Source organism: Streptomyces sp. NPDC093065 (assembly GCF_044754585.1).
In the GTDB taxonomy this organism is placed as follows: Bacteria; Actinomycetota; Actinomycetes; order Streptomycetales; family Streptomycetaceae; genus Streptomyces.
Genome location: NZ_JBIVPJ010000008.1, coordinates 174,821 through 197,278, shown reverse-complemented (window position 1 = coordinate 197,278; position 22,458 = coordinate 174,821). Strand labels below are relative to the sequence as shown.

General features: G+C 72.5%; 22 protein-coding genes. 9 read left to right on the top strand and 13 right to left on the bottom strand.

What is annotated here, in order from left to right; genetic code table 11:
• Positions 1-66 precede the first annotated feature (66 nt).
• Genes ACIQFU_RS16790 through ACIQFU_RS16780 form a run of 3 tightly spaced genes read right to left on the bottom strand, consistent with a single transcriptional unit; the run spans position 67 to position 3,135 of the window.
• Positions 67-1,200, bottom strand: coding sequence for an Mrp/NBP35 family ATP-binding protein (locus ACIQFU_RS16790; RefSeq protein WP_402552169.1), 1,134 nt, complete (start codon positions 1,198-1,200; stop codon positions 67-69).
• A gap of 44 nt (positions 1,201-1,244) precedes the next feature.
• Positions 1,245-1,844, bottom strand: a complete 600-nt coding sequence (locus ACIQFU_RS16785; RefSeq protein WP_402552168.1) for a DUF1003 domain-containing protein — start codon at positions 1,842-1,844, stop codon at positions 1,245-1,247.
• Positions 1,834-3,135, bottom strand: coding sequence for a magnesium transporter MgtE N-terminal domain-containing protein (locus ACIQFU_RS16780; protein WP_402552167.1), 1,302 nt, complete (start codon positions 3,133-3,135; stop codon positions 1,834-1,836). Before ACIQFU_RS16780 ends, ACIQFU_RS16785 begins: the two co-directional genes overlap by 11 nt.
• Before the next feature lie 531 nt (positions 3,136-3,666).
• On the opposite strand from ACIQFU_RS16780, the gene ACIQFU_RS16775 reads away from it, so the two are divergent.
• Complete coding sequence (locus ACIQFU_RS16775) at positions 3,667-4,404, top strand: hypothetical protein (RefSeq protein WP_402552165.1); 738 nt, start codon at positions 3,667-3,669, stop codon at positions 4,402-4,404.
• Positions 4,405-4,438: 34 nt separating this feature from the next.
• Here the strand turns inward: ACIQFU_RS16775 and ACIQFU_RS16770 are convergent, their stop codons facing one another.
• The gene (locus ACIQFU_RS16770) at positions 4,439-4,948 is read right to left on the bottom strand and encodes a hypothetical protein (RefSeq protein ID WP_402552164.1); all 510 of its coding nucleotides are present in this window, start codon (positions 4,946-4,948) and stop codon (positions 4,439-4,441) included.
• 33 nt (positions 4,949-4,981) lie between these two features.
• Positions 4,982-6,097, bottom strand: a complete 1,116-nt coding sequence (locus ACIQFU_RS16765; protein ID WP_402552162.1) for a magnesium and cobalt transport protein CorA — start codon at positions 6,095-6,097, stop codon at positions 4,982-4,984.
• 556 nt (positions 6,098-6,653) lie between these two features.
• Here ACIQFU_RS16765 and ACIQFU_RS16760 point away from each other — a divergent pair.
• A complete protein-coding gene (locus ACIQFU_RS16760) occupies positions 6,654-7,250 on the top strand; it encodes a suppressor of fused domain protein (protein WP_402552159.1) in 597 nt (198 codons plus the stop codon).
• Positions 7,251-7,286: 36 nt separating this feature from the next.
• On the opposite strand, the gene ACIQFU_RS16755 is transcribed toward ACIQFU_RS16760, so the two are convergent.
• A complete protein-coding gene (locus ACIQFU_RS16755; RefSeq protein ID WP_402552158.1) occupies positions 7,287-8,510 on the bottom strand; it encodes an MFS transporter in 1,224 nt (407 codons plus the stop codon).
• A 206-nt stretch (positions 8,511-8,716) separates the two neighbouring features.
• Here ACIQFU_RS16755 and ACIQFU_RS16750 point away from each other — a divergent pair, with 206 nt between their 5' ends.
• The 3 genes from ACIQFU_RS16750 (at position 8,717) to ACIQFU_RS16740 (ending at position 11,021) form a co-directional block, all read left to right on the top strand.
• Positions 8,717-9,367 (top strand): DUF6758 family protein, encoded by a 651-nt coding sequence (locus ACIQFU_RS16750; RefSeq protein WP_007444420.1) that lies wholly within the window; start codon positions 8,717-8,719, stop codon positions 9,365-9,367.
• A gap of 135 nt (positions 9,368-9,502) precedes the next feature.
• Positions 9,503-10,360 (top strand): PHP domain-containing protein, encoded by an 858-nt coding sequence (locus ACIQFU_RS16745; protein ID WP_402552156.1) that lies wholly within the window; start codon positions 9,503-9,505, stop codon positions 10,358-10,360.
• 55 nt (positions 10,361-10,415) lie between these two features.
• Positions 10,416-11,021, top strand: coding sequence for a MarC family protein (locus ACIQFU_RS16740; protein WP_125628952.1), 606 nt, complete (start codon positions 10,416-10,418; stop codon positions 11,019-11,021).
• Positions 11,022-11,099: 78 nt separating this feature from the next.
• Here ACIQFU_RS16740 and ACIQFU_RS16735 read toward each other — a convergent pair whose 3' ends face one another.
• Entirely contained in the window at positions 11,100-11,252 is a 153-nt protein-coding gene (locus ACIQFU_RS16735; RefSeq protein ID WP_402552154.1) for a hypothetical protein, read from the bottom strand.
• 263 nt (positions 11,253-11,515) lie between these two features.
• On the opposite strand from ACIQFU_RS16735, the gene ACIQFU_RS16730 reads away from it, so the two are divergent.
• Positions 11,516-12,412, top strand: coding sequence for an NYN domain-containing protein (locus ACIQFU_RS16730; protein WP_402552153.1), 897 nt, complete (start codon positions 11,516-11,518; stop codon positions 12,410-12,412).
• A gap of 13 nt (positions 12,413-12,425) precedes the next feature.
• Here ACIQFU_RS16730 and ACIQFU_RS16725 read toward each other — a convergent pair whose 3' ends face one another.
• Both ACIQFU_RS16725 and ACIQFU_RS16720 read right to left on the bottom strand, forming a co-directional pair.
• Positions 12,426-13,322 (bottom strand): alpha/beta fold hydrolase, encoded by an 897-nt coding sequence (locus ACIQFU_RS16725; RefSeq protein ID WP_402552151.1) that lies wholly within the window; start codon positions 13,320-13,322, stop codon positions 12,426-12,428.
• A gap of 198 nt (positions 13,323-13,520) precedes the next feature.
• On the bottom strand, positions 13,521-16,109 hold the full coding sequence (locus ACIQFU_RS16720) for a DEAD/DEAH box helicase (RefSeq protein WP_402552342.1): 2,589 nt from the start codon (positions 16,107-16,109) through the stop codon (positions 13,521-13,523).
• A 492-nt stretch (positions 16,110-16,601) separates the two neighbouring features.
• On the opposite strand from ACIQFU_RS16720, the gene ACIQFU_RS16715 reads away from it, so the two are divergent.
• A complete protein-coding gene (locus ACIQFU_RS16715; RefSeq protein ID WP_402552150.1) occupies positions 16,602-17,375 on the top strand; it encodes a ferritin-like domain-containing protein in 774 nt (257 codons plus the stop codon).
• Positions 17,376-17,462: 87 nt separating this feature from the next.
• On the opposite strand, the gene ACIQFU_RS16710 is transcribed toward ACIQFU_RS16715, so the two are convergent.
• From ACIQFU_RS16710 to ACIQFU_RS16695, 4 genes are all read right to left on the bottom strand, one after another.
• Entirely contained in the window at positions 17,463-17,732 is a 270-nt protein-coding gene (locus ACIQFU_RS16710; RefSeq protein WP_402552149.1) for a hypothetical protein, read from the bottom strand.
• A gap of 243 nt (positions 17,733-17,975) precedes the next feature.
• On the bottom strand, positions 17,976-18,203 hold the full coding sequence (locus ACIQFU_RS16705) for a DUF3107 domain-containing protein (RefSeq protein WP_007444428.1): 228 nt from the start codon (positions 18,201-18,203) through the stop codon (positions 17,976-17,978).
• A gap of 142 nt (positions 18,204-18,345) precedes the next feature.
• Positions 18,346-18,987: a TetR/AcrR family transcriptional regulator gene (locus ACIQFU_RS16700; RefSeq protein ID WP_042825084.1), complete on the bottom strand. Its 642-nt coding sequence runs from the start codon at positions 18,985-18,987 to the stop codon at positions 18,346-18,348.
• Between the two features lie 187 nt (positions 18,988-19,174).
• Positions 19,175-19,396, bottom strand: a complete 222-nt coding sequence (locus tag ACIQFU_RS16695) for a hypothetical protein (RefSeq protein ID WP_402552147.1) — start codon at positions 19,394-19,396, stop codon at positions 19,175-19,177.
• A gap of 227 nt (positions 19,397-19,623) precedes the next feature.
• On the opposite strand from ACIQFU_RS16695, the gene ACIQFU_RS16690 reads away from it, so the two are divergent.
• Entirely contained in the window at positions 19,624-20,691 is a 1,068-nt protein-coding gene (locus tag ACIQFU_RS16690; RefSeq protein ID WP_402552145.1) for an alpha/beta fold hydrolase, read from the top strand.
• 8 nt (positions 20,692-20,699) lie between these two features.
• Positions 20,700-22,394: a DUF3152 domain-containing protein gene (locus ACIQFU_RS16685; protein ID WP_402552144.1), complete on the top strand. Its 1,695-nt coding sequence runs from the start codon at positions 20,700-20,702 to the stop codon at positions 22,392-22,394.
• Positions 22,395-22,458: the final 64 nt, after the last annotated feature.

The window sequence follows — 22,458 nt, the reverse complement described above, 5'->3', positions numbered from 1 at the left end:
CGGCAGCCGTACGCACGACGAGGGGCGCCGTCCCGGCGGACAGCGCCCCCACTCCCGTACCCGACGTCAGAACTTGTTCTTCGGCGTGATCCCCAGCGACAGCCCCGAAAGGCCCCGCTGACGGCCCCCGAGCTTGCCCGCGATCGAGCGCAGGGCCGCGCCCGCCGGGGAGTCCGGGTCGGACAGGACGACGGGCCTGCCGTCGTCGCCGCCCTCGCGCAGCCGGACGTCGATCGGGATGGCGCCGAGGACCGGCACCGGCGCACCGGTCGTGCGGGTCAGACCGTCGGCGACCGTCTGCCCGCCGCCGGTGCCGAAGACGTCGACCATCTCGTCGCAGTGCGGGCAGGGCAGCCCGGACATGTTCTCGACCACGCCGACGATCTTCTGGTGGGTCTGCACGGCGATGGCACCGGCCCGCTCGGCCACCTCGGCCGCGGCCTGCTGAGGGGTCGTCACGACCAGGATCTCGGCGTTCGGCACGAGCTGCGCCACCGAGATCGCGATGTCACCGGTGCCGGGCGGCAGGTCGAGCAGCAGCACGTCCAGGTCGCCCCAGTACACGTCCGCCAGGAACTGCTGGAGCGCGCGGTGCAGCATCGGGCCGCGCCAGACGACCGGCGCGTTGCCCGGAGTGAACATGCCGATCGAGATGACCTTCACACCGTTGGCCGACGGCGGCATGATCATGTTCTCGACCTGGGTGGGACGACCGTCGGCGCCCAGCATGCGCGGCACGGAGTGACCGTAGATGTCGGCGTCGACGACACCGACCTTCAGGCCGTCGGCCGCCATCGAGGCCGCCAGGTTCACCGTCACCGAGGACTTGCCGACGCCGCCCTTGCCGGACGCCACCGCGTACACCCGGGTCAGGCTGCCCGGCTTGGCGAAGGGCACCTCGCGCTCGGTCTGACCGCCGCGCAGGGCGGAGGCCAGCTCCTTGCGCTGCTCGTCGCTCATCACGTCCAACTCGACGTCGACGCGCGTGACACCCTCGACCCGTGCCACCGCGTCCGTCACGCGCTGCGTGATGGTGTCCCGCATGGGGCAGCCGGAGACCGTCAGGTACACGGCGACCGCGACCGCTCCGTCCGCGCCGATCTCCACCGACTTGACCATCCCGAGCTCGGTGATGGGCCGGTTGATCTCGGGGTCGTTCACCGTCGCCAGTGCCTCGCGCACCGCGTCTTCCGTAGCCATAGACACGATGGTACGGCGCCGCCTACGGGACGCGGTAAGCCCCGTCAGCGGTCGTGTACGTCACGCTCCGAAGACCGATCCGCCGGGAATACCCCGCGGTCCGGGTGGTGGCCGTTCTGCCGCTCCTCCAGGTCCCTGAGCACGTCCTGCAGCTCGGAGCGGATCCAGTCCCGCGTCGCGACCTCGCCGAGGCCGATGCGCAGGGCGGCGATCTCCCGGGTCAGGTACTCGGTGTCGGCGATCGACCGCTCGTTCTGCTTGCGGTCCTGCTCCAGGTTGACCCGGTCCCGGTCGTCCTGCCGGTTCTGGGCGAGCAGGATCAGCGGGGCGGCGTAGGAGGCCTGCAGGGACAGGGCCAGGGTCAGGAAGATGAACGGGTACTCGTCGAACCGCAGGGCGCTCGGGGCCGCGACGTTCCACAGCACCCACAGGATGATGACGACCGTCATCCAGACGATGAACCGCCCGGTGCCCAGGAAGCGCGCGACGCGCTCGGACAGCCGCCCGAAGGACTCCGGGTCCCACTCGGGCAGCAGCCTGCGGCGCGGCGGCCGGGGCTGGTCGAGGCGGGTCCGGGCCCGGGAGGACGCGGTCGCTCCCGACGCGGCGCGCTCCCGGGCCGCCGTCTCGCGCTCAGGCACCACCGGCGCCCACCTCCCCCGTCGTCCCGGCCGTGTCGTCCAGGTGGTACTCGGTCTCCCGCCAGTCGTCGGGCAGCATGTGGTCCAGTACGTCGTCCACGGTGACCGCGCCGAGCAGCGCCCCCGAGTCGTCGACGACGGGCGCCGCGACCATGTCGTACGCGGCGAAGAACCCGGCGACCACGGGCAGCGCGGCGTCCGGCTCCAGGGGTTGCAGGTCGTCGTCGAGGATCGAGCCGACCAGCGTGTACGGGGGGTCGCGCAGCAGGCGCTGGAAGTGGACCGTGCCCAGGTACTTGCCGGTCGGGGTCTCCTCGGGCGGGCGGCAGACGTAGACCTGGGCGGCGTGCGCCGGGGACAGGTCGGGGTTGCGGATGCGGGCCAGGGCGTCGGCGACGGTCGCGTCGGGCCGCAGCACGATCGGCTCGGTCGTCATCAGACCGCCGGCCGTGTGCTCCTCGTACGCCATCAGGCGCCGCATGTCGGCCGCGTCGGAGGGCTGCATCAGGCTCAGCAGCCGTTCCTTGTCCGCCTCGGGCAGCTCGCCGAGCAGGTCGGCGGCGTCGTCGGGGTCCATGGCCTCCAGGACGTCCGCGGCGCGCTCCTCCTTCAGCTTGCCGAGGATCTCGATCTGGTCGTCCTCCGGCAGCTCCTCCAGCACGTCGGCCAGGCGGTCGTCGTCGAGGGCGGCGGCGACCTCCGCGCGGCGCTTGGCGGACAGGTGGTGCAGGACGTTGGCGAGGTCGGCGGGGCGCAGCTGCTCGAAGGTGGCCAGCAGGTTCTCGGCGCCCTGGCCCTGCTCCTCGACGGAGAAGCCGGTGACGCCGGACCACTCGACGGTGAGCGTCTCGCCCTTGTTGCGCCGGAACGCGCCGCCCTTCCTGCCCTTGCGGACGAAGACCTTGTCGATCTCCCAGTCCCGGCGGGCGGGCAGCTGCTGCACCGACAGGTCAAGGACCGTCGCCTCCTCACCCGTCTCGGTGAGCGTGACCCGCCGGTCGAGCAGCTCGCCGAAGACGAGGCGCTCGGTGGGCCGCTGCTCGAAGCGCCGGACGTTGAGCACGCCGGTGGTGATGACCTGGCCCGACTCGATGCCGGTGACCCGGGTCATGGGCAGGAAGATGCGGCGGCGGGTGGTGAGTTCGACGACCAGTCCGAGCACGCGCGGGGGTTTGCGGCCGACGCGGAGCATGACGACCAGATCGCGGACGCGGCCCACCTGGTCACCGGCCGGGTCGAACACGGCGATGCCGGAGAGGTGGGAGACGAAGATCCGGGGGGCGCCCGCTGCCATGGCCGCGGCCTCCTTTCCTCACGCCCGCGCTTCGCGGAGCCGAGCGAGCGTGCCTGAGAGTCGAGTGGGGGTGCGTGAAAGCTGATGCGTACAGTGTCTCTTTTCCGAATTGCCCGCTCGGACGCGCTTCAGGCTATGGCCTGTCCGGCGGATCATGCCGCAGACGCGGGGTCCGGCACGCCCATCTGCCGCGTTGCCGTCACTCGCCGACTCCCCACGCTCGACTGCGCCCGCGCGGGCCCCCATCGCGTCGACTCCCTCCTCCGCCTTGCAGCGGCACACACCAGACCCCGCTCACCGGCGTCGACGAGGTGCCGTGGCCTTCCTGCGCACTGACTCGCCGGACAGGCCCGGCCCGTCCCGGTCGGCCTCGCCCCGGCGGCCGGTCCGGACGGACTGGCTCCGTTCGCCGCGCACGGCCCCGGTACGCTGCGGCCCAGGCCCTGTCGACACGTTCCCGTCGTCCGCCCGTGGGCGGGCCGCCACGCCCGCCGGCCCCGTGTCAGCCCTGTCAGAAAGGCAGTTCCACCTGTGTCTGTGACTCCCCGGCGCCGAATCCGCAGGGCCGCCTGGCTGGGCCCGGTGTGCGCCCTGGCCGTGACGGGAGCCGGGCTGACGGGATGCGGCAGCGAGGACCCCGACGCGGGCACCAACGGCCTCGGGAAGCTCTCCGCCGACAAGATCCACGCCAAGGCCGCCACGGCCGCCGAGGCCGCCGACACGGTCCGTCTGCACGGCACGGTGGAGGCCGGCGGCAACAGGTACACCCTCGACATGCGGCTGAAGGCCGACGGAGGGACCGGGTCGGTCGCCGCCCAGGGGACGACGTTCGGACTGCTGCGCGTCGGCGAGCAGCTCTTCCTCAAGGCCGACGCCGGGTTCTGGAGCCACGACGACGGCGACGCCAAGGCGGCCGACAAACTGGCCGGCAAGTACGTGAAGGTGCCGCAGAGCGACCCCGTGTACAAGAAGTTCAGTGGTTTCACGGACAAGGACGTCCTCCTCGACGGTCTGCTGACCCTGCACGGCACGGTGAAGACCGACGGCCGCCACGAGCAGGCGGGCGTGCGCACCATCCGGGTGACCGGCGACGACGGCGCGGGCGGCTCGCTGGACGTCTCGCTGGAGGGCAAGCCCTACCCGCTGCGGCTGGTGCGGGCGGGCAGCGCGGGCACGATCGGCTTCTCCGACTGGAACAAGGACTTCGCCCTCGAACAGCCGGCGAAGGACGACACCCTGGACTACGGCAGGCAACTGCCAGCGTCCTGAACCAGGGCCACCGCCCGAGTCCTGGTCCCGGCCACTATCGCCTGCGCCGTTTGAACAGCAGCCGGGGCAGTCCCGCCGGAACCGGCCGCCGGGTCGTCGCCGGGCTCGGCAGCGGCGCCTCGGCCAGGGCGGCGTCGGGCAGCGGCGCCGTGCTCCCCGTCGGCTCCAGGCGCAGCACCCGGCACTCGCGGGCCCAGCGGCCGGTCATCGCCTCGCCGTCCGGGGCGTTCAGCCGCTTGCCCTTGAGGTCGCCGACCGCCGCCTGCCACGCCTCGGAACCGGAGGGCAGCTCCACGACCCGCGCGGCCCAGGAGACCAGCCGGCCGCCCTTGTCCTTGCTGCGCACCGTCACCTCGGCCGCGACCCCGTCGGCCAGCCCCGGCAGCGGCTGCTCGCCCGGCCCGTCGCCGACGACGCAGGCGGCGCCCTCGTGCCAGACGTGCCACAGCGCGCGTGCGGGCACCCCGGGGCCCTTGACCCAGATGAGGCCGGACTTCTTCGTGGCCTCCTCGACGAGGGCCTTGTCGAGCAGCTCGCTTGTCATGCGGTCAGCCTATCCAGCGGCCCGTGGCCGGGTTCAGAGCCAGCCGTTGCGCTTGAGCGTGCGGTGGATGCCCAGACAGATGCCGACGGTGATCGACAGCACCAGCGGATAGCCGAACTTCCAGTGCGTCTCCGGCATGTAGTCGAAGTTCATGCCGTAGACCCCGCACACCATCGTCGGTACGGCGACGATCGCGGCCCACGAGGTGATCTTGCGCATGTCCTCGTTCTGCGCCACGGACGCCTGGGCGAGGTTGGCCTGGAGGATGGAGTTCAGCAGTTCGTCGAAGCCGATGACCTGCTCCTGGACCCGTGCCACGTGGTCGGCGACGTCCCGGAAGTACTTCTGGATCTCCGGGTCGACCAGCCGCATCGGCCGCTCGCTGAGCAGCTGCATGGGCCGCAGCAGCGGCGCCACCGCCCGCTTGAACTCCAGCACCTCGCGCTTGAGTTGGTAGATCCGGCCGGCGTCCGTGCCGCGCGGGGTGCCCTTGCGGCCCGGCGAGAACACCTCCGTCTCGACCTCGTCGATGTCGTCCTGCACCGCGTCGGCGACCGCGATGTAACCGTCGACGACGTGGTCGGCGATGGCGTGCAGCACCGCCGAGGGGCCCTTGAGCAGCAGCTCGGGGTCCTCCTGGAGCCGGCGCCGCAGGGCACGCAGCGACCCCTGCCCGCCGTGCCGGACGGTGATGAAGAAGTCCCGGCCCGTGAAGCACATGACCTCGCCGGTGTCGACGACCTCGCTGTTGGCGGTGAGCTGGTCGTGGTCGACGTAGTGGACGGTCTTGAACACCGTGAACAGGGAGTCGTCGTAGCGCTCCAGCTTGGGCCGCTGGTGGGCCTGGACCGCGTCCTCCACGGCCAGCGGGTGCAGCCCGAACTCCCGGGCGATACCGGCGAACTCGTCCTCGGTGGGCTCGTGCAGGCCGATCCACACGAAGCCGCCGTCGCGGCGCACCTGGCGCATCGCCGTGTGCGGGGTCAGCGGCAGATCGGTCTCGACGCGCGTGCCGTCGCGGTAGACGGCGCAGTCGACGACGGCGGAGGCCGTAGCCGGGTCACGGGTGGTCTCGTAGGCGCCGCCGTCCCTGTGCAGGGAGACTCGGGACGGGCGGACCGCGGCGCGCAGGTCACGGATCATCGACATGGCAGGCTCCTTCGCGGCGGGCAGCGAATGAGGCCGGTGACGGGTGGAACCGCCCGGAATGAGGACGTCCTGACTACGCGTGCTCGGCGCGTCCACAAAGCGGGGGGCACCGCACCGTCGCGGTGGCCGACTTCGCTGCTGATTCAGCTGCTGACACGGATCGACACGGTCGAAGCGGACCGGCGGTGATCGCATCGATGGATCGGATCAGGCAAAAGATCAGGCAAAACGGGACGAAGTGCTCTTCTGTGTGAAGGCGCGCGAACGGAAAGCGGCAGCGGGAAGAACCGGAACGGCTCGGTCAGCGGCCGGAAGAGCGGGTGGTACTGCACGGTCGACTTCGGTCCATGCCAGCCCCACCTCCTCCGGCCGGTCCCTCGTGAGGGACGATCCATTCCCCTTGTTTGAAGGGGTTCCCCGTAGGGGAGATTCCACAGCGTCGGGGACTTGATCGCGACGCCCTGCGTGCTGCCCCGAACCGCTGGGTCAGAGTACCAGTCACCCGACGTGTCAAGGCGCCGCTTTGCCTCTTCGCGACGAGTTCTATGCTCGCCGCATGGCTGATGTTCTTCCTCTGGTCGAGGCCCGGTTGCACAGCGCACTGGGCGAGCCGGACGCGCGCGCGGCGGTCACCTTCCTCGGCACCGACCGCATCGAGGTGCTGCGCTTCCCCGCCGCCGGCCAGGAGGGCGACGTCGTCCGCTACGCCACCCTCGGCATGTCGGCCCAGCCCATGGCGGACCCCGCGGCCGTGCTCGCCGACCCGGTCAAGGGCCCCCGTGCCGAGCTGGTGCTCTCCGTGCGGGCCGGGGCGGCCGACACCGACAAGGTGCTGCGCCCGCTCGCCGTACTGGCCGCGTCCCCGCAGGTCGAGGGCGTGATCGTGGCGCCGGGTGCTTCGCTCGACGTCGGTGAGCCGCTGTGGCCCGGGGCTCCGTTCACCTCGGTCCTGGTCGCCGAGCCGGGCGGCCTGGTGGAGGACCTGGAGCTGGACGCCCCGCTGGACCCGGTGCGGTTCCTGCCGCTGCTGCCGATGACGCCGAACGAGGCCGCCTGGAAGCGCGTGCACGGCGCTCCCGCCCTCCAGGAACGCTGGCTGAACCACGGAACGGATCTGCGCGACCCCGCGCGCAGATCCGTTCCCCTGGACTGATGCCGCCGGGTGACGCAACTCACCGGCCCCGTCTCGTCAGTTGGCGAAGACCGTGACCGAGTCCTCGGTCGCGTGCCGCGGCTCCAGTTCCTCGGCCTCGTGGGTGAGCGCGCGACGCCGTACGACGACCACCACCGCGCCGAGCACGGCGGTCGCCGCCGCCACCACGAACGGGATGTGGGCGTCGGTCCACTCCTCGATCTTCGGGGCGAAGTAGGGCGCGGCCGCCGCGGCGAACCAGCGTACGAAGTTGTAGCCCGCGCTCGCCACCGGACGCGGTGCGTCCGAGACCCCGAGTGCCAGCTCGGTGTAGACCGTGTTGTTCACGCCGATGAACGCGCCGGAAAGGATCGTGCAGACGACGGCGGCGGTGTGGTTGCCGTACCCGAGGACGAGCACGTCGGCCGCGAGCAGCACCAGCGAGCCGCCGAGCACCTTGAGCGAGCCGAAGCGCCTCTGCATGCGCGGCGCCACCAGAACCGAGAAGACGGCGAGCAGCACACCCCAGGCGAAGAACACGGCACCGGACTTGTACGGCGTCATGTTCAGCACGAAGGGGGTGAAGGCCAGCACGGTGAAGAACGTGTAGTTGTAGAAGAACGCCGAGACGGCGGCGGAGGCGAGGCCGCCGTGGCCGAGCGCCCGGATCGGGTCGAGCAGCGAGGTCTTGCGGGCGGGCCTCGGCTGTTCCTTCAGGAACACCGAGATGCACAGGAAGCCGATCGCCATCAGGAAGGCCGTGCCGAAGAACGGGTAGCGCCAGCTGGCGTCGCCGAGCAGCGCTCCCAGCAGCGGGCCGCAGGCCATGCCGAGCCCGAGGGCGGACTCGTAGAGCAGGATCGCGGCGGCGCTGCCGCCGGCCGCCGCGCCGACGATCACCGCGAGGGCCGTCGAGACGAACAGCGCGTTGCCGAGGCCCCAGCCGGCCCGGTAGCCGACGAGCTGGCCCACGGTGTCGGAGGTGCCGGCGAGGCCCGCGAAGACCACCACGAAGGCCAGGCCGAGCAGCAGGGTCTTGCGGCCGCCGATGCGGCTGGAGACGAAGCCGGTGACCAGCATGGCCAGGGCGGTGATGAGGAAGTACGAGGTGAACAGGAGGGAGACCTGCCCGGCGCTCGCGTCCAGGCCCTTGGCGATGGACGGGAGGATCGGGTCCACGAGCCCGATGCCCATGAAGGCCACGACGGACGCTCCCGCGGTCGCCCACACGGCCTTGGGCTGCCGCAGGATGCCGCCCGCACCCGCGTCGAAGGGATCCATTGCTTGCTTCTCCAATGCCGACGGGATGGATGCCAAATGGTTGGCTTATACACATAGTAAGTTAGCTGTGCTAACTAATGCAACATGCACCTAGTTTCCCGGGGTGCGGCCCGGGCCACGTCCCGGGTGCACCCCGGGCCGGCCCTTCCCACCGGATGGGTGATCGTCCTTGACGTGGGCGGGCGAGGGTAGGACCGTGGGGCTCTATGAGGGGCGAACCCAGTTGCCCGAAGTGCGGTGGCCGGGTCAGGGCTCCCGGTCTCTTCGCCGATTCCTGGCAGTGCGACCTGCACGGCACCGTCCACCCGCTGCAGCCCGTACTCCCGCCCAGCGTCGAGGCGCTCGGCGTCGTGGTGCACCGCACCCAGGTTCCGGTGTGGATGCCCTGGCCGCTGCCGGTCGGCTGGCTGTTCACCGGCGTGGCCTGTGCGGGCGACGACCGCAGTGGCGGCAGGGCGACCGCCGTCGCCTGTTCCGGACCCGGCCCGCTCGGTGGCATCGGTGAGCTGATCCTGGTCGCCGAGGAGCTCGGCGTCGGCCTCGGCGCGCGGTACGCGGGCCTGGACGCCCCGGACCCCGGGCCGTACATGGAGGTCGAGAAGCCGCCCCAGGCCAAGGTCCTGGCCGCGGGCCGGCCCACCCCCCTCTGGCACGTCTCCGGCGGTCCCGTCGACCGCGCCGTCTTCGCCGGAGAGGCCCTCGGGATGTGGCTGTGGGCCGTCGTGTGGCCCGAGCGGTCGGGGCTGCTGATGTACGAGGAGCTGGTGCTGACCGACCTGCGGGACGCGGGCGCCGAGGTGGACCTGGTGCCGTGCGGTGCCCTGTCGCCGCGACTGATCGAGCCGACGGCGCCGTAGGCCCTCGTGGGGCCGGCGTTGGCCGGGCGGGGCGCGTAGGGGGCGCAGGGGCGCTGCGGGTGTGACGGCGGGCGGTCCCGTTCCGGTTATCCTTGAGCGTCCCCTTCCGTCCCGTCACCGCTTGGAGTCAGCGTCGTGCGCATCGATCTGCACACCCACTCCACCGCGTCCGACGGCACGGACACCCCGGCCCGGCTGGTGCGCAAGGCCGCCGCGACCGGCCTCGACGTCGTCGCGCTGACCGACCACGACACCACCCGGGGCCACGCCGAGGCCCTCGCCGCGCTGCCCGAGGGGCTCACCCTCGTCACCGGCGCCGAGCTCTCCTGCCGTCTCGACGGCGTCAGCATGCACATGCTGGCCTACCTCTTCGACCCCGAGGAGCCCGCCCTGCTCGCCGAGCGCGAGCTGGTCCGGGACGACCGGGTGCCGCGCGCCCGGGCCATGGTCGCCAAGCTCAACGAGCTCGGTGTGCCCGTCACCTGGGAGCAGGTCGCCGGGATCGCCGGCGACGGCTCGGTCGGGCGGCCGCACGTGGCCTCCGCCCTCGTGGAACTGGGCGTCGTCCCGACCGTGAACGACGCCTTCACCGAGGACTGGCTGGCCGACGGCGGCCGGGCCCACGTGGAGAAGCACGAGACCGACCCCTTCGAGGCGCTCCGGCTGATCAAGGGGGCGGGCGGCGTCGCCGTGTTCGCGCACCCGGCCGCCGCCAAGCGGGGCCGCACCGTGTCCGAGACCGCGATCGCCGACCTGGCGGCCGCCGGGCTCGACGGCATCGAGGTCGACCACATGGACCACGACGCGGACACGCGGACACGGCTGCGCGGGACGGCGAAGGAGCTGGGGCTCCTGGTGACCGGCTCGAGCGACTACCACGGGAGCCGGAAGACCTGTGTGCTCGGCGAGTACACGACCGACCCCGAGGTGTACGGGGAGATCACGCGACGGGCGTTCGGGGCGTTCCCCGTACCGGGGGCCGGCGGGGCCTGAGCCTCACCTCCGCGCGTCCACCTTTCCACTCCTCCGCAAGGCCAGTAGCCCACCCATGTTCGACGTCGCCGTCTTCGGCTCCCTCTTCCTGACCCTTTTTGTCATCATGGATCCCCCCGGGATCACCCCGATCTTCCTCGCGCTGACCGCCGGGCGCCCCGCCAAGGTGCAGCGGCGGATGGCCTTCCAGGCCGTCTGCGTCGCCGGTGGCGTGATCACGGTGTTCGGCCTGCTCGGACACCAGATCCTGGACTACCTGCACGTGTCCGTGCCCGCCCTGATGATCGCGGGCGGGCTGCTGCTCCTGCTGATCGCCCTCGACCTGCTCACCGGCAAGACGGACGAGCCGAAGCAGACCAAGGACGTCAACGTCGCACTCGTACCGCTGGGCATGCCGCTGCTCGCCGGGCCCGGGGCGATCGTGTCGGTCATCCTGGCCGTGCAGAAGGCGGACAGCGCGACCACGCAGGTCTCGGTGTGGGCCGCGATCCTCGCCATTCACGTGGTGCTGTGGCTGGTGATGCGGTACTCGCTGCTGATCATCCGGGTCATCAAGGACGGCGGCGTGGTCCTGGTGACCCGCCTCGCCGGCATGATGCTCTCCGCGATCGCAGTGCAGCAGATCATCAACGGCGTCACGCAGGTGATCCAGGGCGCGTGAGCGCGGACACGACGCACACAACAGGGCCCCCGTACGGGGTTCCGTACGGGGGCCCTGCACATGTGCGAAGGGTCCGCGCTACAAGGCCGAGGTGTCGGCGGGGCGGATCCACAGGCGCTGCCCCATGGCGGCGGCCTGCTGAACGATGCGGTTCACGGAGGCGGCGTCCACGACAGTCGTGTCCACGGGGGTCCCGTCGACGTCGTCGAGTCGCATGACTTCAAAGCGCATGGCCTCTCCCTTGATCTGGTCATCCTCCTGCGGAGAACTACTGGTGTGGCTCCTGGGTCGTCGGTGCCCGGGCTTCCGAGATGTTCAACGAGATGCCCTCTGCAAACATTCCCTACGCTAAGGAAATTTTTCGCACGACTAATTACTGACAAGTAAGTCGCTTGTTACGAGCTGAAGTGAACGGGCTCGGCCGATAGGTGTCTGATACAAGACTGACCGGGACCGGTTGTGTTCGTAGCGTGACGGCCGGGACAATGGAGGCGATGAATGACGACCTCGCGCCACTGAACGCTCGCATCGATCGCACGAACGAGCTGCTCCGGCGCATGCTCGCCGAGGTGGCGAAGACCCCCTCGACCCACGCGATCTTCGTCGACGCCGGCTACCTGTACGCGGCGGCGGGGCGGCTGGTGGCCGGGACCGAGGACCGCCGCGCCTTCGACCTGGACGCCGAGGGGCTGATCGAGGCGCTCATCGACAAGGCCCGCACCATCTTCGCGGACAGCCGGCTCCTGCGCGTGTACTGGTACGACGGCGCCCGGCGCCGCATCCACACCGCCGAGCAGCAGTCCATCGCCGAACTCCCCGACGTCAAGGTCCGCCTGGGCAACCTCAACGCCAACAACCAGCAGAAGGGCGTCGACTCCCTCATCCGCTCCGACCTGGAGTCCCTCGCCCGGCACCGCGCCATCAGCGACGCGGCGCTGCTCGGCGGCGACGAGGACCTGGTGTCGGCGGTCGAGGCCGCCCAGGGATACGGCGCCCGCGTCCACCTGTGGGGCATCGAGGCCCCCGAGTGCCGCAACCAGGCCGAGCCGCTGCTCTGGGAGGTCGACAGCCAGCGCACCCTCGACCTCGACTTCTTCAAGCCGTATGTCTCCCGGCGCACGGCCCACTCCGTCGACGGGGCGGTCGCACCGCGCCCCGCCGGCGAGGACGTCCGCTTCGTGGGCGCGCAGATCGCGGCGAAGTGGCTGGCGGCACGGGGGCGCGACTCCCTGCTGGAGCTGCTCCCCGGCCACCCCTACCTCCCCGGCTCCGTGGACCAGGACCTGCTGGTGGAGGCCGAGGGGCTGCTCCAGTACTCGCTGCGCGGCCAGGCCGACCTGCGCCGGGCGCTGCGCGACGGCTTCTGGGAGCACCTGCGGGCGCAGTACTAGGGCGGACCTCTCCTCAGGCGACCGGCGGCCGGGGCGGCGCCGGGTGGTCGTCCCAGAAGTCGGCGAGAGCGCGGGCGGTGGGCAGCGGCTGGTCGGTGTTGGGGGAGTGCTCGGCACCGGCGACCACGGTCCGGCGCGCGTCCAGCCGTACGGCCATCTCGTCCAGGAGCGGCACGGGCCAGGTGTCGTCGTAGGCGCCCGACAGCACGTGGTACGGCAGCGGCACCTCGGCGAGTTCGGCGACACGGTCCGGCTCGGTGCACAACTGGCGGCCCGTGGCCAGCAGTTGCGCCGGCCTGGTGCCGAGCCAGCGCTCGCGCAGCCGGACCGGCTCCTCCGGGCCGTGGGCGGGCGCCGGGGCACCGGCCTCCTCAGGCGGTCCCATCGTCTGCATCACCGCCCAGACCTCCGCCATCGTCATCGTGTCCAGCGCGTCCCGCAGCAGCTTCACCCGCTGTTGCTGGGACTCGGAGATCCGCGCCGGGCCCGAGGAGACCAGCGTGAGGGACAGGAACGGGGCGTGGTCGAGCAGGACGGCGGCCCGCGCGATCTGGCCGCCCAGGGAGTGCCCGAGGAGATGCACGGGCGTCCCGAGGGCGGCGACCTGCGCCAGCACGTCCCGGGCCAGCTCGGGCCGGGCGTACGCGGCCTCGTCGTGTTCGGGCCCGGCCGACTCGTACTGTCCCCGTCCGTCCACGGCGACCGTGCGGTAACCGCGCTCACCGAGCGGCCGGTGCAGCAGCGTGAAGTCCTCCTTGCTCCCCGTGAAGCCGGGCAGCATCACCACCACGCCCTTCGGCGCGGCCCCGCTGGCCACGGGCGAGTCGACGACGGCGAACTCTCCGCGCGCGGTGCGCAGCCGGTACGCACGGGCGTCCGGGGGTGGGCTGAAGGCGGCGTTCCTGCTCACGGGCAGAGGCTATCGGGCGTAGGTCGCCGGGCGGTGGACACGGGTGCGGCAACGCCGTGGGGGCGGGGGGCGCGGGGGGGGGGGGCCCCGGGGGGGGGGGGGGGGGGGGGCGGGGGGGGGCCCGGGGGGGCGCCCCCGCGGGGGCCCGGGCCCGGGGGGGGGGGGGGCCCGGGCCCGACGGTCGGGGTGCGGCGCGGATCAGCTCTCGCCGGCCTCCGCGGGCTGCGTGGCGGCCGCGGCCGCGGCCGCCTTGCGGGTGCGGCGGGCCTTCGGCTTCGCCTCCGCCGTGTCGGCGGCCTCGGCGGGCGCCTCGACGACGGCCGCGGCCTTGCGCGTCCGACGCCGCGGTGCGGCCTCCGGCTCCTGCGAGGCCTGAGCCGGAATCCCGGCGGCGGCCTCGGTGGCCGCGGCGGTCTTCCGGGTGCGGCGGGTCTTGGGCTTGGCCTCCGCGGCCTCGGCGGTGTCGGCGGCGGCTTCCGCGGCGGCCTCTGCCTTGGCGGCAGCCGCCTTCCGGGTGCGGCGCGGCTTGGCCTCGGGCTCGGCCTCGGGCTCGGCCTCGGTCACCGGCGCGGCCGGCTCGGCGGCCTTGCGGGTGCGGCGGGTCTTCGGCTTGGCCTCCGTGCCCTCGGCGGTGTCGGCGGCGGCCTCTGCCTTGGTGGCGGCCGTCTTCCGGGTGCGACGGGGCTTGGCCTCGGCCGCTTCCGGAGCCTGCGCCGGGACGTCGGCCGCGGCCTCGGTCACCGGCGCGGCCGGCTCGGCGGCCTTGCGGGTGCGGCGGGTCTTGGGCTTGGCCTCCGCGGCCTCGGCGGTGTCGGCGGCGGCTTCCGCGGCGGCCTCTGCCTTGGCGGCGGCCGTCTTGCGGGTGCGACGGGGCTTGGCCTCGGGCTCGGCATCGTCCGCCGGGGCCTGGACGGCGGGCTCGGCCGCCTTGCGGGTCCGGCGGCGCGGCTTGGCCTCGGCCGGCTCGGCCGCGGGCTCGGTCGTTCCCTCGGCCGTGTCGACCGCCGCTTCGGCGGTCGTGGCCTTGCGCGTGCGGCGGCGCGGCTTCTCGGCGGGGGCCTCGGCGACCGGTGCCTCGACGGCGACCGGGGCCTCGACGGCGACCGGGGCCTCGACGACGGCCAGTGCTTCCGCGGCCACCGTCTCGGTGGCGGCCGGAGCCTCCGCCGACTTGCGGGTGCGGCGGCGGCGCGGCTTCGCCGGGGTCTCCACGGCCTCCGCGGTCTCCGCCGTGCCGACGACTGCGGCCTCGGCCTCGGAAGGCGCGAGCGCGGTGTCCTCGGCGGCCTGCGCCATGGGGGTGTCGGTCGCCGTGGCGGTGTCCGGACGGCGCGACGGCTCGCCGTTGCGTGTACGGCGCCGGCGGCGCAGCGTGCGGGGTCCCTGGGCGGTGCCCGCGTCGGCGGCGCTGTCCGCACCGCCGGTCACGGCCTCGGCCGCGGGGCTCGCGGCGGCCTCCGCGTCCACCGGCGCACCGCCGCGCATCCGACGGCGGCGGCGCGGTGTCGTACGGGACGAACGGTCGCGCTCGCGGTCGCCGGAACGCGCGTCGTCGCGCCCACCCCGGCCGCCGCGCTCACCGCCACCGCGTCCGCCCGGCTCGCCCAGGTCCTCCAGCTCCTCCGCGTCGAGCCCGGCGCGGGTGCGCTCCGAGCGCGGCAGGACGCCCTTGGTGCCCTCGGGGATACCGAGGTCGGTGTAGAAGTGCGGGGAGGTGGAGTAGGTCTCCGCCGGGTCGTTGAAGCCCAGGTCCAGGGCCTTGTTGATCAGCTGCCAGCGCGGGATGTCGTCCCAGTCGACCAGCGTGATCGCCGTACCCTTCGCGCCCGCGCGGCCGGTGCGGCCGATGCGGTGCAGGTACGTCTTCTCCTCTTCCGGCGACTGGTAGTTGATGACGTGCGTCACGCCCTCGACGTCGATGCCGCGGGCGGCGACGTCGGTGCATACGAGCACGTCCACCTTGCCGTTGCGGAAGGCGCGCAGGGCCTGCTCGCGGGCGCCCTGACCGAGGTCGCCGTGGACCGCGCCGGAGGCGAAACCGCGCTGCTTGAGCTGGTCGGCCAGGTCGGCCGCGGTGCGCTTGGTGCGGCAGAAGACCATGGCCAGACCGCGGCCGTCGGCCTGCAGTATGCGGGCCACCATCTCGGGCTTGTCCATGTTGTGCGCGCGGTAGACGAACTGCTTGGTGTTCGCGACCGTGGCGCCCGCGTCGTCCGGCGAGGTGGCGCGGATGTGCGTGGGCTGCGACATGTAGCGGCGGGCGAGTCCGATGACCGCGCCCGGCATGGTCGCCGAGAACAGCATGGTCTGGCGCCGGGCCGGCAGCATGTTGACGATCTTCTCGACGTCGGGCAGGAAGCCCAGGTCGAGCATCTCGTCGGCCTCGTCGAGGACCAGGCACTTGACGTGCTTCAGGCTCAGCTTCTTCTGGCCCGCGAGGTCCAGCAGGCGGCCCGGGGTGCCGACGATCACGTCGACGCCCTTCTTCAGGGCCTCCACCTGCGGCTCGTAGGCGCGGCCGCCGTAGATCGCGGTGACGCGCACGTTGCGCACCTTGCCGGCGGTCAGGAGGTCGTTGGTGACCTGCTGGCACAGCTCGCGCGTCGGGACGACGACGAGGGCCTGCGGCGCGTCGGTGAGGGACTCGGGCGCGGCGCGGCCCGCCTCGACGTCGGCGGGGACGGTGACGCGCTCGAGGAGCGGGAGGCCGAAGCCCAGCGTCTTGCCGGTGCCGGTCTTGGCCTGGCCGATCACGTCCGTGCCCGAGAGGGCCACGGGGAGCGTCAGCTCCTGGATCGGGAAGGGAGTGGTGATGCCGACGGCTTCGAGGGCTTCGGCGGTCTCGGGGAGGATCCCGAGGGATCGGAACGTCGTAGTCAGGGTGCTGCCTCTTCTGTGTACGTGGTGCGAGGCGAGCGCGCGGGTCGTGCCGGACCGTGTCGGGGACGTCGGCTGCCTTACGGGTGAGCCGTAGGACACGGGACCTCTGTCGACGCTCCAGCGCTCGTACCACTGAGGGTCCCCCTCCGGATTCCGTACGCACTGTGGCGGACGGCAGGGAGGGCTGTCGGGTCGGAGCCGATCGGGCCACCGACCGGGCATCCTCATGCGTGCGGCCCGACGACGATGTCACGTACCCGTACGTCACATACTCGGCAGGCGCATTACCACCATACCCCGGATTCGCGCACACGCGATGGCCGATTTGCTCACGTAGTCGTCGTCACACTGACTGACCAGGGCCTTACCACCGCCGAAGAGCAGACTATTGTGCGCTGCATGACGAGCTCTGACAAGCCTGGTACCGCCGCAGACGCCCCCACCGAGACCTCCGGAACCGCAGGTACCGGCGGGGTCACCCCGGTCGCCGCCCGCGACTGGGAGTCGGCCGCCGCCGACCCGCAGTACCGCGCCGCGGTCGTGGACCTGCTGGGTGCGCTGGCGTACGGCGAGCTGGCGGCGTTCGAGCGGCTCGCGGAGGACGCCAAGCTGGCGCCCACGCTGGCGGACAAGGCGGAGCTGGCGAAGATGGCGTCCGCGGAGTTCCACCACTTCGAGCGACTGCGCGACCGGCTTGCCGGGATCGGCGAGGAGCCGACGGGGGCCATGGAGCCGTTCGTCGCCGCCTACGACGGCTTCCACAAGCAGACCGACCCCTCCGACTGGCTCGAAGGCCTCGTCAAGGCCTACGTCGGGGACTCCATCGCCAGTGACTTCTACCGCGAGGTCGCCGCCCGCCTCGACACGGACACCCGCGAGCTGGTCCTCGCCGTGCTCGACGACACCGGGCACGCCGGTTTCGCCGTGGAGAAGGTGCGTGCGGCGATCGACGCCGACCCGCGTGTGGGCGGGCGGCTCGCCCTGTGGGCGCGGCGGCTGATGGGCGAGGCGCTCTCCCAGTCCCAGCGGGTGGTGGCCGACCGGGACGCGCTGTCGACGATGCTCGTGGGCGGGGTCGCGGACGGCTTCGACCTCGCGGAGGTCGGCAAGATGTTCTCCCGGATCACCGAGGCGCACACGAAGCGGATGGCGGCGCTGGGGCTGGCCGCCTGACCTCTGCCGTCCTCACCTCCGCAGGCGCGGGGCCTGGGCCGGCCCGGTCCTCGGTGGGGTGGGGCCGGTGCGGTGCGGCGGCTGCCGTCAGGCGGTCGCCGAGCTGCGGCGGAGCCTTCCCGCGGGGCGCAGCAGCAGCGACAGCGAGGCCGCGGAGAGCGTCGCCGATCCAAGGAGCACCAGCAGCAAGCCTCCGGCGCCCAGCGCGGTGTGCGTGACGAACGCCCCGAAGAGGGCCCCTGCGATCCCGGTCGGCAGGACCAGGAGGCGGGCCGGCAGGCGGTGGGGCAGACGGCGCGCGGCCGCCCATGCCAGGGCGAGGCCGAGGATTGCGGCGCTGAGCGCTTCCAAGAGCATGTCGGGGTCCCTCCCACATGGCCGGCCTGCCCCAAACGGTCACAGCCGACTTACCCCTGACCTGCGGAACACAATCCTCCCCCTGTGGGTGAACTGTGCTCCGTCCGTGAACGGGGGCGGTGAGCGGGGACGGGTGGGGGACGTGCGCGGGAAGGCGGGCGGGGCCGGCGGAAAGACGGGTGGGCCCGGCGGAGATCTCCGCCGGGCCCACCCGTCTTCTTCGTCCGTAGTCCGCGTCGCCGACTACAGGGCGCCGAAGCCCACCTTGCGCGGAGCCGGCTCACCGATCTCGACGTAGGCGAGCCGGTCGGCCGGCACCAGGACCTTGCGGCCGTGCTCGTCCACCAGGCTCAGCAGCTGCGACTTGCCGGCCAGTGCCTCGCCCACCACGCGCTCGACCTCCTCGGCGCTCTGACCGCTCTCCAGAACGATCTCGCGGGGCGCGTGCTGCACGCCGATCTTGACCTCCACGGCTATGTCCCTCCGACGGTCATCAAGTGCGCGATCTTCCGCGCCGTACCAGCACACATTAGCCCGGTGAGGGGACGTACACGCAGCGTCGGAGAACGCCAGGAGCGAACAGCCGACGGGAAGCGAATCCGCGCCGTGGCGGTCAGTGCTGGTCGGTGCCGTGCAGCGGGAAGCCCGCGATGCCCCGCCAGGCCAGCGAGGTCAGCAGCTGGACCGCCTGGTCGCGCGGGACGCTGCGGTCGCTGTGCAGCCAGGAACGCGCCACCACCTGCGCGAGGCCGCCCAGACCGGAGGCGAGCAGCATCGACTCCGCACGCGAGAGACCGGTGTCCTCGGCGATGACGTCGCAGATCGCCTCGGCGCACTCGTTGGTGACCTTGTCCACGCGCTCGCGCACTGCGGGCTCGTTGGTCAGGTCCGACTCGAACACCAGACGGAAGGCGCCGCCGTCGTCCTCGACGTAGGCGAAGTACGCGTCCATCGTCGCCCGGACGCGCTGCTTGTTGTCGGAGGTCGACGCCAGCGCGCTGCGCACGGACTGGATCAGTGCCTCGCAGTGCTGGTCCAGCAGGGCGAGGTAGAGGTCGAGCTTGCCGGGGAAGTGCTGGTAGAGCACCGGCTTGCTGACCCCGGCGCGCTCGGCGATGTCGTCCATCGCGGCCGCGTGGTAGCCCTGGGCGACGAACACTTCCTGTGCGGCGCCCAGCAGCTGGTTGCGTCGGGCTCGGCGGGGAAGGCGTGTGCCCCGCGGGCGTACCGCCTCTGTCTGCTCGATGGCTGTCACGCCGCCTCCCATAGTCGTCCTCGTGCGGTGTGCGCCGCGTCGACATCGTACTTTTCGGTAACCGTGGTGTGGGTGCTGCGAGCGCAGAATTTCACGGACCGGACGGTGACGAAAGCCGTACAACAGGTTTCAAAAGCTCTCAGGCCGGGCAGGAATCGGCCTTTCTTTCCGTCCGGCGAGGCTCGTCTCAGCGGTAGTCGTCTTCGTCGTGCGAGACGACCCGGGCCTGTTCGGCCAGGTCGGCCTCGTTGGCGCGGTCCGGCTCGACGTCCGTCAGCGGCTCGTCGCGCTCCTGTCCGACGTCCGCCCGCTGCTCGGCCGCGTCGGCGTCGGGTGCCTCCACGTCACGTTCCTCCGCTTCCGCCGCCTCGTCGTCGAAGGTCTCGGGGTCGGTGGGGTCGACGGTCATGCTGGGCTCCCTTCCTGTGAACGTCCCCGGGGTGCAGGGGTCACACGCGGGTGCCCACTTCACGAGCGTAGGAGACACCCGATCCGGACGCCACGTGTCGCCCGGCCCCGGTCCACGCACGGCGGTGCTCGCGCCGACGGCATGCGTACCCGCCGGCGCGCCGCCGCAGCACAATCTGTGACGGCGAACACATGAGTCACTGCGTGATCGTCTCGTAACATTGCCGCATGCCTTCGACCGAGCCGCCTTCCGTGCCGCCCGCCAACGTGCTGCCGAAGGTCGCGGCCGTCAGGGTCGCGGACGGGGAACGGCTCAGGTCGGCCCACCTTCCCGGCATCACCCTGACGGTGCGGTCGAGAACGCCCGCCCGCGAGGGACTGCCGCCCGCCCTCTGCGTCCACGGCCTCGGCGGCTCCTCGCAGAACTGGTCGGCGCTGATGCCGCTGCTGGACGGCGTCGTCCACAGCGAGGCCCTCGACCTGCCCGGCTTCGGCGATTCCCCGCCGCCGGACGACGGCGACTACTCGATCACGGGTCACGCGCGCGCGGTCGTCCGTTACCTCGACGCGGCCGGGCGCGGCCCCGTGCACCTCTTCGCCAACTCGCTCGGCGGCGCCGTCGCGACGCGGGTCGCCGCGGGACGGCCCGACCTGGTGCGGACGCTGACCCTGATCTCGCCCGCGCTGCCGGAGATCCGCGTGCAGCGCAGCGCCGTACCGACGGGGCTGCTGGCGCTGCCGGGGGTGGTGCCGCTGTTCAACCGGCTCACCCGGCAGTGGACCGCGGAGCAGCGGGTCCGCGGGGTGACGGCGCTCTGCTACGGCGACCCGGCGCGGGTGACGCCCGAAGGCTTCCGCAACGCCGTGGAGGAGATGGAGCGGCGGCTGCGGCTGCCGTACTTCTGGGACGCGATGGCGCGTTCCACCCGGGGACTCGTCAACGCGTACACGCTGGGCGGCCGGTACGGACTGTGGCGACAGGCCGAGCGGGTTCTCGCACCCACGCTCCTGGTCTACGGTGGACGGGACCAACTCGTCGGCTACCGCATGGCCCAGCGGGCTGCCCGCGCCTTCCGTGACTCCCGGCTGCTGACCCTGCCGGACGCGGGACACGTGGCGATGATGGAGTATCCGGAGACCGTGGCCACGGCGTTCCGTGAACTCCTCGCGGACACCCGGGGCACCGTGAACGCCGCGGACGGCCCGGGCACCGCGGGCAGCGGGAAACCGGCGGTCGGCGAGAGGACCGACGGGGCCGTCGACGGCGAGCCCGCCAACCAGACCACAGGAGGCTGAGGCGCGAAGTGGGACGCCACAGCCGTCGCGGGCCCGCCCCCAGGGCCGACGCCGCGGACAACGCCGCAACACGGGGCAACCGGACCGGAACCGGGCGGGCAGCCGACCCGCCGCGGTGGGAGAACGGGAACGCGCAGGGGCCGAACGGGCCGGATGCGCAGGACGGACCGAACGGTCCGCCGGGCCCGCGGGGCCCACGCGGGCCGTACAGGTCGGAGTGGCCGCAGGGGACCCGGGGGGCGCGGGAGGCGCCTCGCGGGTCGGCGCCGGGCGAGGCCATGGGCGGACGCCAGGGGTACTGGGGCCCCGGACCGGGCCGTGGCGGAGAACCGGGCGCGCGATTCCCGGACGGAACGCCGGCCCGGGGGTTCCCGCGGCAGGGGGACGGTACGCCCGCGCGGGGTGTGCCGAGGTTTCCCGACGGTACGCCCGCGCGCGGCAGGCCCGGATTCCCCGACGGCACCCCGGCACACGGTGTGCCGGAGGTCAGGGGCGGCCACCCTGAGCAGCGGGAACCAGGCGGTGGCTGGGGCGAGTTGAACGGCCGGCCCGGTGCCGGGTACGGACCCCCGGCGGCACCGCACACCGGTGCCGCCCCCGCCTCGTTCGCACCGTCGTCGCCCTCCGGGCCGCCCGTACCGCCCGCGCCCTTCCCGCGGCAGCGGCGGGCACCCCAGGACGGGCCGCGGCAGGACTACCTGGACGCCTTCGGCGAGGACGACGACGTCTTCGCGGCCCGCCCCGCGCGCCGTGCCCCCGGCACGGCAAGGCCCGCCGACCCGTACGCCTCCGTCACCGACTGGAGCGCCGCCGGCGGGGGTGCCGTCGGGGGCGGTGGTGGTGCCCACGACGACGCCGAGGACGAGCCGCCCGCGGGCGATCCCGTGCCGGTCAAGGGCGCCAAGGGCCGGACCTTCACCGGTATCGCGGCGGCCGCCGTCACCACCGTGCTGGCCGTGGTCGTGGCCGGTCAGGTGGCCGACGGGTCGGACGTGGACGACGTGCGCTCCCAGTCCGCCGCCGAACAGGCCCGGGGTGTCCACGACCCCACGTCACGGGACGACGAACGGCCGACGCCCTCCGCGTCCGGGGCCGCGAAGCCCCTGACGTACGAACAGAAGATGGGCAAGACCTACCCGCTCGGTGCCACGGCCAAGGGCTCGGGGAAGTTCGACGTGATTCCTGGCATCGCCAAGGGGACCGGGAAGGGGCAGAAGTACACCTACCGCGTGGACGTGGAACAGGGGCTCGGCCTCGACGGCCAGCTCTTCGCCGACGCCGTGCAGAAGACGCTCAACGACAACCGGAGCTGGTCCCACAACGGCTCCCGCACCTTCGAGCGCATCGAGTCGGGGCAGCCCGACTTCGTCATCACGCTGGCCAGTCCCGGGACCACCGCGGAGTGGTGTGCCAAGTCCGGCCTGGACACCACCGAGGACAACGTGTCCTGCGACTCGGCCGCCACCGAGCGGGTGATGATCAACGCGTACCGGTGGGCCCAGGGTGCGGAGCCGTACGGCGACGCGATCCACGCGTACCGGCAAATGCTGATCAACCACGAGGTCGGTCACCGCATCGGCTTCAACCACGTCACGTGCGACAAGGACGGCGAACTCGCCCCGGTCATGCAGCAGCAGACGAAATTCGTCGACCACGACGGAATCGACTGCCGGCCGAACCCCTGGGCCTACCCGAACGGCTGATCGGCAGTCCGGGCCCGAGCGTTGCGCGTGGTGACTCCTTGATCTCTTAGCGCGACCGAACGCG

What these genes read in the sequence shown, in the direction of transcription:
- ACIQFU_RS16755 (WP_402552158.1), bottom strand. Translation starts at nt 8,510, where the DNA reads ATGGATCCCTTCGACGCGGGTGCGGGCGGCATCCTGCGGCAGCCCAAG.
- ACIQFU_RS16690 (WP_402552145.1), top strand. Translation starts at nt 19,624, where the DNA reads ATGCCTTCGACCGAGCCGCCTTCCGTGCCGCCCGCCAACGTGCTGCCG.
- ACIQFU_RS16735 (WP_402552154.1), bottom strand. Translation starts at nt 11,252, where the DNA reads ATGCGCTTTGAAGTCATGCGACTCGACGACGTCGACGGGACCCCCGTG.
- ACIQFU_RS16695 (WP_402552147.1), bottom strand. Translation starts at nt 19,396, where the DNA reads ATGACCGTCGACCCCACCGACCCCGAGACCTTCGACGACGAGGCGGCG.
- ACIQFU_RS16740 (WP_125628952.1), top strand. Translation starts at nt 10,416, where the DNA reads ATGTTCGACGTCGCCGTCTTCGGCTCCCTCTTCCTGACCCTTTTTGTC.
- ACIQFU_RS16760 (WP_402552159.1), top strand. Translation starts at nt 6,654, where the DNA reads ATGGCTGATGTTCTTCCTCTGGTCGAGGCCCGGTTGCACAGCGCACTG.
- ACIQFU_RS16750 (WP_007444420.1), top strand. Translation starts at nt 8,717, where the DNA reads ATGAGGGGCGAACCCAGTTGCCCGAAGTGCGGTGGCCGGGTCAGGGCT.
- ACIQFU_RS16765 (WP_402552162.1), bottom strand. Translation starts at nt 6,097, where the DNA reads ATGTCGATGATCCGTGACCTGCGCGCCGCGGTCCGCCCGTCCCGAGTC.
- ACIQFU_RS16710 (WP_402552149.1), bottom strand. Translation starts at nt 17,732, where the DNA reads ATGCTCTTGGAAGCGCTCAGCGCCGCAATCCTCGGCCTCGCCCTGGCA.
- ACIQFU_RS16780 (WP_402552167.1), bottom strand. Translation starts at nt 3,135, where the DNA reads ATGGCAGCGGGCGCCCCCCGGATCTTCGTCTCCCACCTCTCCGGCATC.
- ACIQFU_RS16730 (WP_402552153.1), top strand. Translation starts at nt 11,516, where the DNA reads ATGAATGACGACCTCGCGCCACTGAACGCTCGCATCGATCGCACGAAC.
- ACIQFU_RS16770 (WP_402552164.1), bottom strand. Translation starts at nt 4,948, where the DNA reads ATGACAAGCGAGCTGCTCGACAAGGCCCTCGTCGAGGAGGCCACGAAG.
- ACIQFU_RS16790 (WP_402552169.1), bottom strand. Translation starts at nt 1,200, where the DNA reads ATGGCTACGGAAGACGCGGTGCGCGAGGCACTGGCGACGGTGAACGAC.
- ACIQFU_RS16715 (WP_402552150.1), top strand. Translation starts at nt 16,602, where the DNA reads ATGACGAGCTCTGACAAGCCTGGTACCGCCGCAGACGCCCCCACCGAG.